The sequence below is a fragment of the Lysobacter sp. K5869 genome (genome assembly GCF_018847975.1).
Lineage (GTDB): Bacteria > Pseudomonadota > Gammaproteobacteria > Xanthomonadales > Xanthomonadaceae > Lysobacter.
Map to the genome: position 1 here is coordinate 1,015,192 of NZ_CP072597.1, position 13,754 is coordinate 1,028,945.

General features: G+C 69.6%; 11 protein-coding genes and 1 pseudogene. 7 read left to right on the plus strand and 5 right to left on the minus strand.

Translation table 11 applies throughout. The features are described 5' to 3' along the window. Positions 1-72 precede the first annotated feature (72 nt). Positions 73-543 (plus strand): hypothetical protein, encoded by a 471-nt coding sequence (locus J5226_RS04385; RefSeq protein WP_215838645.1) that lies wholly within the window; start codon positions 73-75, stop codon positions 541-543. Positions 544-884: 341 nt separating this feature from the next. Here the strand turns inward: J5226_RS04385 and J5226_RS04390 are convergent, their stop codons facing one another. Then, positions 885-1,361 (minus strand): hypothetical protein, encoded by a 477-nt coding sequence (locus tag J5226_RS04390; RefSeq protein WP_215838646.1) that lies wholly within the window; start codon positions 1,359-1,361, stop codon positions 885-887. Positions 1,362-1,436: 75 nt separating this feature from the next. On the opposite strand from J5226_RS04390, the gene aceK reads away from it, so the two are divergent. After that, the gene (aceK, locus tag J5226_RS04395; protein WP_215838647.1) at positions 1,437-3,167 is read left to right on the plus strand and encodes a bifunctional isocitrate dehydrogenase kinase/phosphatase; all 1,731 of its coding nucleotides are present in this window, start codon (positions 1,437-1,439) and stop codon (positions 3,165-3,167) included. A gap of 25 nt (positions 3,168-3,192) precedes the next feature. Here the strand turns inward: aceK and J5226_RS04400 are convergent, their stop codons facing one another. Next, the gene (locus J5226_RS04400; RefSeq protein WP_215838648.1) at positions 3,193-3,417 is read right to left on the minus strand and encodes a hypothetical protein; all 225 of its coding nucleotides are present in this window, start codon (positions 3,415-3,417) and stop codon (positions 3,193-3,195) included. 197 nt (positions 3,418-3,614) lie between these two features. Here J5226_RS04400 and J5226_RS04405 point away from each other — a divergent pair, with 197 nt between their 5' ends. From J5226_RS04405 to J5226_RS04415, 3 genes and pseudogenes are all read left to right on the plus strand, one after another. Further along, the gene (locus J5226_RS04405) at positions 3,615-4,574 is read left to right on the plus strand and encodes a LysR substrate-binding domain-containing protein (RefSeq protein WP_215838649.1); all 960 of its coding nucleotides are present in this window, start codon (positions 3,615-3,617) and stop codon (positions 4,572-4,574) included. A gap of 570 nt (positions 4,575-5,144) precedes the next feature. Next, positions 5,145-5,888: pseudogene (locus tag J5226_RS04410) on the plus strand (methyltransferase); the annotation flags it as partial. 289 nt (positions 5,889-6,177) lie between these two features. Then, entirely contained in the window at positions 6,178-6,714 is a 537-nt protein-coding gene (locus tag J5226_RS04415; RefSeq protein ID WP_215838650.1) for a pseudouridine synthase, read from the plus strand. Positions 6,715-6,774: 60 nt separating this feature from the next. On the opposite strand, the gene J5226_RS04420 is transcribed toward J5226_RS04415, so the two are convergent. Next, on the minus strand, positions 6,775-7,197 hold the full coding sequence (locus J5226_RS04420) for a hypothetical protein (protein WP_215838651.1): 423 nt from the start codon (positions 7,195-7,197) through the stop codon (positions 6,775-6,777). A gap of 374 nt (positions 7,198-7,571) precedes the next feature. Here J5226_RS04420 and J5226_RS04425 point away from each other — a divergent pair, with 374 nt between their 5' ends. Further along, positions 7,572-9,314: a hypothetical protein gene (locus J5226_RS04425; RefSeq protein ID WP_215838652.1), complete on the plus strand. Its 1,743-nt coding sequence runs from the start codon at positions 7,572-7,574 to the stop codon at positions 9,312-9,314. A 136-nt stretch (positions 9,315-9,450) separates the two neighbouring features. On the opposite strand, the gene J5226_RS04430 is transcribed toward J5226_RS04425, so the two are convergent. Both J5226_RS04430 and J5226_RS04435 read right to left on the minus strand, forming a co-directional pair. Further along, the gene (locus J5226_RS04430; RefSeq protein ID WP_215838653.1) at positions 9,451-10,401 is read right to left on the minus strand and encodes a DMT family transporter; all 951 of its coding nucleotides are present in this window, start codon (positions 10,399-10,401) and stop codon (positions 9,451-9,453) included. 329 nt (positions 10,402-10,730) lie between these two features. Next, complete coding sequence (locus J5226_RS04435) at positions 10,731-11,684, minus strand: aldo/keto reductase (protein WP_215838654.1); 954 nt, start codon at positions 11,682-11,684, stop codon at positions 10,731-10,733. A gap of 252 nt (positions 11,685-11,936) precedes the next feature. On the opposite strand from J5226_RS04435, the gene J5226_RS04440 reads away from it, so the two are divergent. Beyond that, the gene (locus J5226_RS04440; RefSeq protein WP_215838655.1) at positions 11,937-13,028 is read left to right on the plus strand and encodes a hybrid sensor histidine kinase/response regulator; all 1,092 of its coding nucleotides are present in this window, start codon (positions 11,937-11,939) and stop codon (positions 13,026-13,028) included. Positions 13,029-13,754: the final 726 nt, after the last annotated feature.

Sequence of the window (13,754 nt, forward strand, 5' to 3'; positions counted from 1 at the left end):
CATGACCGCCGGCCGCGCTTCGTCGCCCACGCCCACGCTCGCTCGACCGCTCGCACCGGCGAGGCCGCGGCCGTGCCGCTGAGCCTGCGCGCGCTGTGGTTCCTGGCCGCCGCCGTCGCGCTGCCGGCCTGGGCGCATTGGGATTCGGTGGTCGGCGAGTTCGACTTGGCGGCGATGCAGACGCTGACGCCGGCGCGCTTTCTCGGCTACTTGGCGTTCGGCGCGGCGATCTGGCTGCTGCTGGCGGTGTTGCCGTGGTCGTTGCTGCTGCGCTGGCGGCAACGCCGGCGCGGGCCGCGCCGCTACGACCGCGCAATCGCCGCGACGCTGAGCGGCGTCGCCTTGTTGCTGGCCTTGCACGGCAACCTCACCGCGTTCGCCGACTTCTACGGCAACACCTGGGCGCGCTGGGAGGCGACGTTCGGGTTCTTCGTGCCGCAGTGGCCGGCGATTTCGCTGTGCGTGGCGGCGACGGTAGCGTTGGAGTTGCGCTGGCCCGCGGGCACGGCCGAATCGCCTCGTTCCGGCATGGCCTCGCGGTAGGAGCTGCGTAAGCTGCGACCGCGGTCTTCGAGCTTGCGGCGCGAGCGGCTATCCCGCGGTCGCAGCTTGCGCAGCTCCTACAGGGGGCTGGCGAGGCGACGCGCGGGGCGGGCGGAATTGCGGTGCGATTCGGCTCGGCGATTCGCTGCGCATGGCAGCCGTTGCCCGCGCGCGCGACCGAATCGCCGCGCTCCCGCATGGCCTACCTGTAGGAGCGGCGCGAGCCGCGACCGCGATCTTCGGGCTTGCGGCGCGAGCGGCTGCTCCGCGGTCGCAGCTTACGCAGCTCCTACAGGCGCGGCCGAAGCGACGCGGGCGGCGCCGGAAGCCGGCGCGACGGCTCAGCAGTCGTCGTTCTCGTAATGCACCTTCTCCAAGGTCTCGGCCATTTCCTTGCGCTTCTTCGCCGAGGCCTCGGTCTTCTTGAACTGCACCGGCAGCACGCGCTCGCCGTCGGGGCTGATCCACTTGCCTTTCAGGCCGGCGCCGTCGCGCACCAGCATCATCGCGCCGCTGACGCCGCTGCCGAGGTTGGATTCGACCAGGGCGAGGTGCCCCTTGCGGTCGCTCTGGGTGCGCAACTCCAACCATTTGGACACGCCGTCGTAGCGGTAGGCCGCGGTGACCAGGCGCTGGTCGCCGCCGCATGGCGCGGGTTCGTCCTGCAAGTACATCGTCACCGCGCGTTCGCCGACGCGGCCGGTGTAGAGAGTCAGGGCGAGGCCGTCCTGCGCGGCGGCCGCGGCAGGAGCCAGCGCGGCCAGCAGCAGCGCGGCGGGGGCGAGCAGGCGCGCGGGCGTCCATGTCCGGGTCGTCATGACGGTTTCATCGGTAAGGAAAAGTCGGGGCGCGAGCATGCCACAGCCGCGCGCGCGCCGCCGTACACTGCGGCCATGTCCGCCGCCCCCGACGCTCTCGCCGAAGCGGTCGCCGTCGCCAGCCAGATCCGCGATGCGTTCGCCGACTATCACGCGCGTTTCGCCGCGATCACCCGGCGCGCGCAAAGCCGTTTCGAGCGCAGCGACTGGAACGGCGCGCGCGAGGACGCGGTCGAGCGCATCGCGCTCTACGACCTGTGCGTGGGCGAGGCCGGCCGCGCGCTGGAGTCGCGGCTCGGCGCGCGCGCGCGCGAACGCGCGCTGTGGGCGCGGGTGCGCGAGGCCTACGCCGGCATCGTCGCGCCGCTGCTCGACGGCGAGCTGTACAAGACCTTCTTCAACACCCTGACCCGGCGCTTCTTCAAGACCCGCGGCGTCGACCCGGCGCTGGAGTTCGTCGCCCTCGACATCGAACCCACCGACGCGATCACCCATCCGGTGGCGCGGCACAGTTACGCGGTGTCCGGCGACCGCTTGGTCGAGACGTTCATGCGCGTGCTCGACGATTACCCCTTCGCCTTGCCCTACGCCCACCGCACCCGCTGCGCGGCCGGCATCGCGGTGCGGCTGCAGGAGGACCTGCAGCACTGGGGCCCGCACCCGGTGCGCGCGGTGGAATTGCTGGACACGGTGTTCTATCGCGAGCGCCGCGCTTATCTGGTCGGCCGGGTGTTCGGCGAACGCAATTTCTCGCCGTGCGTGATCGCGCTGGTCAACGACGGCGGCGCGCTGCGGGTCGACGCGGTGCTGACCCTGCGCGCCGAGGTGGTGCAGCTCTTCAGCTACTCGCGCAGCTACTTCCACGCCGACTTGCCGACCGTCGGCGACGCCGTGGTGTTCCTGCGCACGCTGCTGCCGGGCAAGCCGATCGACGAGCTCTACACCGTGCTCGGCCGCGCCAAGCAGGGTAAGACCGAGCGCTACCGCACCTTCTTCCGCCAGTTCGCCGCGCAGCCGGGCGAACGCCTGATCCGCGCCGAAGGCGAACGCGGCATGGTCATGGCGGTGTTCACCCTGCCCAGCTATCCGCTGGTGTTCAAGCTGATCCGCGACCGTTTCGCGTATCCGAAGGAAGTCGCGCGCGAAGAAGTGGAAGCGAAGTATTCGCTGGTGTTCCACCACGACCGCGTCGGCCGGCTGGTCGATGCGCAGCCGTTCCGCTTCCTGCGGTTTCCGCGTTCGCGGTTCGCTCCGGAATTGCTCGACGAGTTGATGACGACCTGCGCGGGCAGCATCACCCTCGACGGCGAGGATCTGGTCCTGCACCTGTGCTACGTCGAGCGCCGGCTGCGCCCGCTCAACCTGTACGTGCGCGAACAAACGCCGGAGGCCGCGCGCGCGGCGGTGATCGATTACGGGCAGGCGATCCGCGATCTGGCGCTGAGCAACATCTTCCCCGGCGATCTGCTGCTGAAGAACTTCGGCGTGTCGCGCCACGGGCGGGCGATCTTCTACGACTACGACGAGTTGTGTCTGGTCAGCGATTGCCGCTTCCGCGAGGTGCCGGCGCCGCGCAATCACGAGGAAGAGATGGAGTCGGGCGCGTGGTTCTACGCCCACGGCAACGACGTGTTTCCCGAACAGTTCCCGCGCTTCCTGGGCCTGACGCCGCCGTTGCTGGGCGCGCTGATGCACGCCCACGGCGAGATTTTTCAGGTCGAGTGGTGGCGGCAGGTGCAGGCCGGATTGGCGGCCGGGCGGATTAACGACGTGGCGCCGTACCCTTCGCAGCGGCGGCTGCCGTGACCGACGCCGCCGCTGAGGTGCCGGCTCAAGCGCAGCCGTGCGCGCCGTCGCAGGCGTCGACCCGGGCGCTCTGCGCCGGCCACAGCCGCAGCCACCACGGGCGCGGGCCGGCGCGGCGGGCGGCTTGAGCCGGGCGCGAGGCGGGAACGAACGCCGCCGGCTTGCGCTCGGCCGCCGGCGACTCGTCGTCGGCATCGCGCGGATCGACGAAATGGCCGTGCAGGAACAGCAGATTCTTGTAGATGTTCATGGGCCTGGTCTCCTCGGGAGCCGGCGACGGCCGGCGCCTCATCGATTTGGGGCCCGGAGTCGGGCGGCGCGTGGGGAACGCCGGTCCGGCTGCGGACGAGGCTCAAGTTACGCTCGCCAAATGCGGCAAAAAAGCGATACGTTTGCAAGCCAGACTTGAGCCGGATCGAACGCTCCACGCCACCCGGGACCGCCGCGATGAACCGTCCGCCGTTGCACGCCTTGCTGGGTTTCGCCACCGCCGCGCGCTTGAACAACCTCACCCGCGCGGCCGAGCAGATGCACCTCACCGTCAGCGCGTTGAGCCATCAGATCCGCACGCTCGAACAGCGCCTGGGCCGGCGTTTGTTCGAACGCGGCCCGCGCGGGGTGCGCCTGACCGCCGACGGCGAGCGCCTGCTGTCGGTGGTGGCGCCGCACCTGGACGCGCTCGACCACGCCCTGCGCCCGTACAGCCCGCGCCGCGACGACGTGCTGACCCTGAGCCTGATGGCGTCGATGGCCTCGTCCTGGCTGGTGCCGCGGCTGGGCAGCTTCGTCGCCCGCTATCCGCAGCTCGAACTCAATCTGTTTTCCTCCGCCGCGCTGGTCGACTTCGACCGCGAACCCGGCATCGACGCGGCCATGCGCGGCGGCTACGGCCGCTGGCCCGGGCTGGTGATCGAACACTTGTTCGACGAAACCCTGATCCCGGTGGCGAGCCCGGCGCTGGTGGAGCGCATGGGCGGGCTGCCGGCGCAGGAGGACCTGCACCGCTGGCCGTTGTTGGGCGACCTGTCTACGTACTGGCAGGACTGGTTCGACCGCTACGGCGGCAAACCGCCGGCGCGCTACGTCGCCCATTTCGACGATTCCGAAACCATGCACCGCGCCGCGGTCGAGGGACTCGGCGTGGCGCTGGGGCGGATGGCGCGCACGCGGCTGTTGATCCGCAACGGCCAACTGGTGCCGCTGAGCCAGGGCCGGTTGAAGATCGATTGGGGGCATTACCTGGTGTATCCGTCGCGCTCGGTCGATCACGCCGGGCTGGAATCCTTCCGTACCTGGCTGCATGAACAGGCGCGCGAGTACGTCGATCAGATGGACGCCGACCTCGCCGCGCGCGATCCCGCCGCGGCCGCGGCGAGCACGAAAAAGCCACGCAAGAAACGCAGCTGAGCGCGCTGCGGCGACGCCGCATCGCCGGCCGTCGGCGACCTGCGCACAGTTGCGCTGCAGCGCAAGCTGAACGCATGCGGTAGGCTGCGGCCTTCTGAATTCACTGGAGTGTGTTGCATGGAACGTCAACGCCTTGCCCGCCTGCTGCTCGCCGCGCTGTTGCCCGCCGGCCTGTGCGCAGGCGCGCATGCCCAGGAAACCAAGCCGGCCGAAGCGGTCGCGGAGCAGACGGCCGCGAAGCCGGCCGAACCGGCCGCCGCACCGGCGGCGGCGAAGCCCGCCGAGGCCGCTGCGGAACAGACGGCCGCGAAACTGGCGGAGCCGGTCGCGCCGCAACAAGCCGCCGACAAGCCGGCCGAGAAGGCCGCCGAACCAGCCGCGGCGAAGCCGGCGGAGCAAGCCGCCGTGCCGGCCGCCGAGCCGACCACCGCGAAGCCGGCCGAAAAAGCGGCTGAGGCGACCGCCGCTAAGCCGGCCGAAAAAGCCGCCGAGCCGGCCGCTGCGAAGCCCGCGGAAAAGCCCGCCGACAAGCCCGCCGCGCGCAAGCCCGCGAGCGCGGCGACCGCCGGCAGCCCGCTGAAGACCGCCATCGCCGGCAGCTGGCGCGACCCGAACAACGTCGCCCGCGATGCCTACCGCCATCCGCTGGAAACGCTGCAGTTCTTCGGCGTGCGCCCGGACCAGACCGTGGTCGAAATCACCCCGGGCAGCGGCTGGTACTCCGAAATCCTGGCGCCGTACCTGCGCGAGAAGGGCCATTACGTCGCCGCCGTGGTCGATCCCGACAGCCAGACCAAGGACAGCGCGCGCATCTACTACACCAAGGCCAAGACCGGCCTGGAGAAGAAGTTCGCCGGCGCGCCGCTGCAGTACGCCGCCGTCGCGATCGCCGCCTACGACCCGTTCAAGCCGGCGTTCGGCCCGGCCAATTCGGCCGACGTGGTGCTGACCTTCCGCAACGTGCACAACTGGCGCACCGCCGGACAGGCCGAAGTGATGTTCAAGGGCTTCTTCGAGGTGCTCAAGCCGGGCGGCACGCTCGGCGTGGTCGAACACCGCGCCAAGGCCGATCTGCCGGCCGACGACAAGAGCGGCTACGTCGGTCAGGCGCAGGTGATCGCGATGGCCGAGGCGGCCGGCTTCAAGCTCGAAGGCAAAAGCGAGGTCAACGCCAACCCGCGCGACACCAAGGACTACCCGAATGGGGTCTGGACCTTGCCGCCGACCAACCAGCACGACGCGGCCGACGACGCCAAGTACAAGGCGATCGGCGAGAGCGACCGGATGACGCTGCGGTTCCGCAAGCCGCGTTGATTCGATCGCGCCGCGCGGCGGTCCGGTGGGCCGCCGCGCGTTGTCGGTGTTTCGCTGCGCCGATGGGTTCGTCGTTGCCGCAGTTGTCGCGGTCGCAGCTCCTACCGTCGGATACGAAACCGACCGAAGCCCCTGTAGGAGCTGCGCGAGCTGCGACCGCGACAATCCAACCACCGCGAACCTTTCCACCGTCGCGCCGACCTCCGCGCCATCGCGCCCCCCGCCCTCGCGCCCCCCGCACCGCCGCCCCGGCACACTAGCGCCCGCCTTCCGCCGCCGGCACCGCCCGATGCTCATCGCCTTCAACAAACCCTACGGCGTGCTCTCGCAGTTCACCGACCGCAGCCAGCCGCCCAAGCCGACCCTGGCCGGCTTCGGCCTGCCCGCCGAGGTCTACGCCGCCGGCCGCCTCGACCACGACAGCGAAGGCCTGCTGCTGCTCACCGACGACGGCACGCTCGCCCACCGCCTCACCGACCCGCGCCACAAGCAGGCCAAGACCTATCTGGTCCAGGTCGAAGGCGAACCCGGCGACGAACCGCTGCGGCGCCTGCGCGACGGCGTGGACTTGAACGACGGCCCGACCCTGCCCGCGCAAGCGCGCGTCGTCGCCGCGCCCGACTGGCTGTGGCCGCGCGATCCGCCGGTGCGCTTCCGCAAGACCGTGCCCGATGCGTGGCTGGAGCTGAGCATCCGCGAAGGCCGCAACCGGCAGGTGCGGCGCATGACCGCGGCGGTGGGCTTGCCGACGCTGCGGCTGATCCGGGTGGCGATCGGCCCGCACCGGCTCGACGGGTTGGCGCCGGGGCAGTGGCGCGCGCTCTAGCCGCGCGGCGGCGCTAGCCGGCTCACGCGGCCGACCGTCTCGATCGCGCGCGCCGCCGCCTCAGCGACTCGCCGCGCCGGCCCGGTCGGACGGCAGACAATGCCGCAGCGCGTCCTCCAGCGTGCGTACGTCCACGCCGCGGCACACCGGCGCGGGCGCCACGCAATCCAGATACGGCGCCGCCCAACGCCAGCCTTCGGCCTGACCGGCGATCATCGCCGGCGCGCGCGCATCGACGCAGCGGGCATGCGCCTGGGCCACGTAGGCGCGGCAATCGGCCGGCGCGAGCCGGCCGGTGCCGGCTACGTTGCGTTCGCACAGTCCCTCGGCGGCCTCGCGCCACAGCGCGAAGAATTCCGCGCGCGGGATCGGCTGGCGGTCGATATCGGCCAGCCGGTAGCGCGGCGCCGGCACGGCGAACCAGTGCAGGTAGGCGAACGCGGCGATCGCGGCCAGCGCGATCAGCAGCAGGAGTCGTTGCATGCGCGGAACCTTGGCGCGGTCAGTCGGGGGGCGCGGCATTCTCGCGGATCGGCGGCGCGCTGACGAGATTTGCGAGCGCGGTCGCGTTTTTCGCGCACGCGGTCCGCACCGCGAGCGCGCCGACCCGAGCGAACGCACCCGCACCATCCCACACCCGCGCGCCCCGACCGCTCACGTTCGATCACCCGGCGCTGCAATCGCCCGCTCATCGCCGCCGCGACCGCGTTCTCAGCTCGCTTTCGCCGCTGAGAAACCGTCCCGGTTTGATCCCGCACCGGCGCTGGCGCCGCCCGCGCGCGCGGCCTTAGCGTCGGCGACAGCTACGCGCCTGGCGCTGCGCCACTCGCGGTCTGCTCAACGGAGGAGCCCGACCCATGTCCACCCTGCGTTCCCTGACCCTCGGCATCGGCCTCGCGCTCGCCGCCGGAACCGTCTCGCTGCTGTACGCCCCGGCGACGTCCGCCGCCGAGGAGCCGCTGCCGTTCGACCAAGCCCCGCCGGTGGTCGAGGACATGCTGATCACCCCGACCCCGCAGTCCGGCTCGGGCGACGCCCTGCTCCAGCTGATCTACGCCAAGGACCAGCAGCTGCCGGCGGAGATCGCCTTCAACGTCGGCGACAAGCCGGTCAAGCTGGTGCGCGACGAAAAGGATCCGCAGCTCTACAGCGCCCCGATCCCGTTCGACTTCGACGGCTTCGTCAAGGAACAGACCGAGCGCCAGGAACTGGCCTCGCAGAAGCTGACCGTGCCGACCTTCGTCGGCCGCGAGTTCCGCGGCGAGGCGCCGATGGCCTTCCTCGACCCGGAGACCCTGCGCAAGCAGATCGAGCTGCGGGTGCCGATCCGCATTCCGTTCCCGGTGGTGTTCGGCCCGCCGGCGATCGTGCGCCCGGAGCGCTCGCTGCTGGTCACCGCGCCCAGCGTGGTCGAGGACCCGACCCGCACCTTCGACCTGTGCACCGGCGCGGGCAACCCGAACGGCGCGTGGACCTTCAACAAGCTGATGACCAACATGGCCAATCAGCCGGTCAGCGGCGTCAACCCGTCCGACTTCGTCGAGAACTGGCTGCGCCAGTGGGGCACCACCCAGACCATCAACACCTTCGCCGCGACCCCGCGCACCCAGATCATCAACCAGGTGCTCAACACCTGGGAACGCGACACCGTCACCGGCAAGCTGCGCCTGGACCGCTCGCCGCTGCGCCTGCTCGGCGTGGTCAACCGCATGGACCTGCGCACCAACTCGGCCTACGGCGGCGGCACCGCCGGCGAGGGCCGGTTCGTGTTCGGCGTGATCCGGCGCAACACCAGCGGCAGCTGCACGGTGTTCCCGTTCACGGTGATCCTGGAGTACGGCATCCCGATCAGCGGCTGCACCAACATCCGCAGCTACGCCCGCCAGTGGGGCGCGCTGGGCACGCTGACCCTGGGCTCGCCGGCCTACAACTCGCAGTTGCAGGTCATCACCGACCGCTTCACCGCGGCCAACGCCTCGCCGGGCAAGCCCAACGGCAGCGCGATCAATCAGGTGCGCACCAACGAGTTCCTGCAGAGCCCGTGGGAACTGCGCGAGTTCGCCATCGCCCGCGGCGCCACCCAGCTGACCATGACCACGGCCAAGCAGACGCCGCACCACAGCCTCAACAACTCCATCGCCCTGGGCGACTACATCTTCGACAACGGCCCGCAGATCCTCGCCGGCACCTACCGCCTGCCGCTGCTGTACGGCAGCGACCGCCTGCTCACCGGCGCGGTGCCGAACGGCCCGCCGCAGCTGTTCTGGAACGGCCCGGGCGCCGGCAACGACGAGCGCAACAAGTTCTCGCTCAACACCTGCAACGCCTGCCACGGCAAGGAAACCCAGACCGCCAACTTCCTCCACATCGCCCCGCGCAATGCCGGCGCGACCTCGCTGCTGTCGAAGTTCCTGGTCGGCACCGGCACGCTCGCCGCGCCGAGCACCTTCACCATGGCCGATCCGTTCAGCGGTTCGCCGCGCACCTACGGCGATCTGGTCGACCGGCAGTCCAAGCTGTCGGCGCTGCAGACCAACGCCTGCCTGGCCGGCGGCGTGTTCCACGAGGCGGTCAGCGTGCCGTTGCTGGCGACGCACTGATCCGGCGCGCGGCATCGGCTTGAAAACGAACAGGCGCCCGCGGGCGCCTGTTCGCGTTTCAGCGGGACGGCGCGGGCGCGGCGACGTGGCGGATTGCCGCTTGGCGGGGCGCAACGGAGTCCGGCGGAGTTCGGCCCTAGGCCTTGTCCGTCGCGGTCGCCTGCACCGGCACCGAGTTCGCCCCCGGCCGGCTCAGCAGCAACACCCCGCCGAGCACCACCGCGGTGCCGACCAACTGGATCGCGGTGATCTTCTCGCCGAGCACCCAGGCGCCGAGGAACACCAACGACACCGGCCCGATCACCGAGAACTGCGCCGCGGTGCCCGCGCCGAGCCGGCCGACCGCGGCCATGGTGAAGGTCACCGGCAAGAACGTGCAGAACACCGCGTTGGCCGCGGCCAGCGCGTAGACCTGCCACGGCAGGCCGAACAGCGCCGACGGCGGGCGCGCGATCAGGTAATGGATCAGCACCGCGGCAGTCGAGACGATCATCGCCCAGGCCACCAGCTGCAACGAACCCAAGCGCTTGATCAATTCGCCCGACATCGCCAGATACAGCGCGTAGCTGACCGCCGCGCCGAGCACCAGCGCGCTGCCGAGCAGCACGTGATCGCCCTGCACGCGCAGGTTCTCGACCATCACCAGGACCACGCCGGCATAGCTCACCGCCAGCGCCGTCCACTCGCGCGCGGCGACCTTGCGCTTGAACGCGAACAGGCCGATCAGCAGCACGATGGTCGGGTTGAGGAACAGAATCAACCGTTCCAGCGAGACCGGCACGTACTCCAAGCCCCAGAAGTCGAGCAGGCTGGACAGGTAATAGCCGAGCACGCCGAGGATCGCGATCAAGCCCCAATCGCGCCGGGTCGGCAGCGCGCCGCGCGCGCGGGCGCGGCCGTGCTCGCGCAGGCCCAGCGCGGCGAACAGCGGCAGCGAAAACGCCATGCGCAGGGCCAGCACCTGCAGCGAATCGACGCCGTAGCGGTATTGCAGCTTGGCCAGGATCGCCTTGGCCGAGAACAGGATCGCGCCGGTGGCGGCGAGGAAGAAACCGGTGCGGCGGGCGGCGGCGGAAGCGGGGGACACGGGCGGGCGATCTCGGGTGAACGCGCTCGCCGCCGGGTTCGCGAACGAAGGCGGCAGGCGGCGAAACGTGGGGAAACGGCGGACGGACGCCGCGGCGTCCGGGGCACAGGTTAAGGCCGGCGCCGGGCCGGCGACACGGCGCCGCGTCCGAATCGGTTTGCCGTCGCGGGCGGTCGGCCGGGCGGCGGCGCTTCACGCCCTGAGGCGCCGGGCCCGCGACACGGCGGCGCGTCCGAACCGCTTCGTTGTCGCAGGCGGTCGACCGGGCATCGGCGTTCTGATGCTCCGATCCGCCGGCCCGCGCAGGCCGACCTCGCGTTCGGCGCCGGTCAGCCTTCGGCGCTGGCCGCATCCAGCGCCGCGATCTCGTCGGCCTTGAGCGTCAGCCGCGCCGCGGCGATCAACTCCTGCAACTGCGCGACGCTCGTCGCGCTGGCGATCGGCGCGGTCACCGAGGGCCGCGCGATCAGCCACGCCAGCGCCACCTGCGCCGGGGTCGCGCCGTGCCCGGCGGCGACCTCATCGAGCGCGGCCAAAATGCGCAGGCCGCGCGCATTCAGATACTTCTCCACCGCGCCGGCGCGCGCCCGGCTTTTGCCCAGGTCGTCGCGGCTGCGGTATTTGCCGGTCAGAAAACCGCTGGCCAGCGAGTAATAGCCGATCACGCCGACGCCGCGTCGGCGCACCAACGGCTCCAGTTCGCGCTCGAAGCCGGCGCGATCGTAGAGGTTGTATTCCGGCTGCAAGGTTTCGTAGCGCGGCAGCGCGTGCCGTTCCGACACGTCCAAAGCTTCGGCCAGGCGCGCGGCGGAGTAATTGGACGCGCCGATCGCGCGCACCTTGCCCTGCTCGATCAGACGCGCGAATGCGCCCAGCGTGTCTTCCAGCGGCACCGAGCGGTCGTCTTCGTGGGCCTGATACAGATCGACGACCTCGGTGCCGAGCCGGCGCAGCGAATCCTCGACCGCGGCCTGGATATTGGCCGGCGCCAAACCGCGCCGCGGCGCCCACTTGGCGACTTTGGTCGCGATCACGATGCGTTCGCGACGGCCGCCGCCCTGCGCCAGCCAGCGGCCGATGATCCGTTCGGATTCGCCGCCCTGATTGCCCGGCACCCACGCCGAATACGCATCGGCGGTATCGACCAGGGAAAAACCCGCCTCGGTGAACGCGTCGAGCAGGGCGAAACTCGCCGCCTCGTCGGCGCTCCAGCCGAACACATTGCCGCCGAACGCGAGCGGCGCGACGGACAGGGACGAACGGCCGAGCGGACGCAGGTTCATTGCGCTTTCCTTAATGCGGGAATGTTCATGATGCGCCGCCGCAAACGGGGGCGTCATCCCTGAATCCGCGAACCGGCGTTGCCGACTGCGTCGGGTCGCCGCAGCGGCGTGAACGATTCATCATTCCCGTGAACGGTCCCGCCTTTATGTGAAGGTTTCTGTTAACTTGCCACACGATTTCCACGCGATTCACAAATGCGAATTTCATGTGAATTACGTGGCAATCCAGCGCTTCCAGGAGATTTACAGGACGTGAGCACTCCCGCGACATCCACCGGTCGCATTTTGGTCGTCGACGATCAGGCCGCGAATCTGCGCGTGGTGACCGCCCTGTTGTCCCGCCAGGGTTACGAGGTGGTCGCCGCCTCGACCGGCGACGAGGCTTTGCAGTTGTATGCGCAGTCCCCGCCCGACCTGATCCTGCTCGACGTGATGATGCCGGGCATGGACGGTTTCGAGGTCATGGACGCGCTGCGCGCCGACTCGCCGCTGCGCGTGCCGGTCGTCTTCGTCACCGCCGCCCACGACCGCGACCTGCTGCTGCGCGCCTTCGACGCCGGCGTGGTCGATTACGTCACCAAGCCCTTTCTGCCCGAAGAATTGCTGGCGCGGGTCAACGCCCACGTCGGCCTCAAGCTCACCCGCGACCGCCTCGAACGCGTCGCGCGCGAGCGCGAGGAACTGGTCAATCTGGTCGCGCACGATCTCAAGAACCCGCTCACCAGCGTGCTGTTCGCCAGCGACCTGCTGATCAACCACGGCTGCAAGCCCGAGCGCGTGCCGCGTTATTTGCAGATGATCCACGAGAGCGCCGACGACGCGCTCGGCTACATCCGCCATTACCTGGAAAGCCAGGCCGGCCATCACGAACGCGCCGAATCCGGCGCGCGCGCGGACCTGGGCGAAACCCTCGACTGGTTGGTGCGCCGCTACGAAATGCAGTTGGACGCGCGCGGCATCCGCGTGCAGGTGCAGCCGCCGGCGAACGGTTCGGCGCAGGTGGCGATGGACGCGCGCGTGCTGCGTCAGGTCAGCGAAAACCTGGTCACCAACGCGATGAAGTACGCACCGGGCGGCGACCTGACCCTGGCCGCGCGCAACAGCGCGCCGGGGTTTTGGCAATTGATCGTCGCCGACCGCGGGCCGGGGATTCCGGTGGCGCGGCAGCGCGAACTGTTCAAGCCGTTCGTGCGTTTGCACGACAGCGATATCGACGATGGCTTGTCGAGCGGCTTGGGGTTGTCGTTGGCGAAGCAGATCGTGGTGAATGCCGGCGGGCAGCTTTGGTACGAAGAGCGCAAGCATGGGGGCTCGCGGTTCATCATCGAGTTGCCGGAGGCGTAAGGTCCGGTTTCTTCGGCGCTCTCGCATGGAAACCGCCCGAGTCCCACGCGGCTTCGGCCGCCTCCTGTAGGAGCGGCGCGAGCCGCGACCGCGAAAGCGCAACCACGCCGAATCCCGCTTGCCGTCATTCCGGCGAACGCCGGAATCCATTTTGCCCTTGCCGTTGTTGTTGTCTTTGCCTTTCGCTTGGACGCATCCCCACCCGAGGCCCACGCCCCAAAGCCCCGGAGGGCGCGCGCATGGATGCGCGCGTGCGCCGTAGGGGCATGGATGCCCCTTACGGCGCAGCCCCGCGCTCGGTGCTGGACCTAGTGGCTCTTGATTCGAAAACAAGGAAAGCGCCTTTCTTTGGTTACTTTCTTTGGCAAGACAAAGAAAGTAACTCGGCCGCTTGCGGACGAAAGCTTTAAGCGTTTGATCTTCGCTTGTCGTCGTGCGCTCTTGCGAGCGGGAGCGGAAGCAACATCAAAATGGATTCCGGCTTTCGCCGGAATGACGGTGGGTGGGGTGTTCCGCCACGTGCGAGAAACGCATCTCGCACTCCGTCATTCCGGCGAAAGCCGGAACCCATTTTGACTTTGCCGTTGGTTTTGCCTTCAACGCAACAACGAGTGAGGACAAGCTCCAATCAAGTGCGTTCCGTCCGCAAGCGGCCGGGTCACTTTCTTTGTCTTGCCAAAGAAAGTAACCAAAGAAAGGCGCTTTCCTTGTTTTCGAATCAAGAGC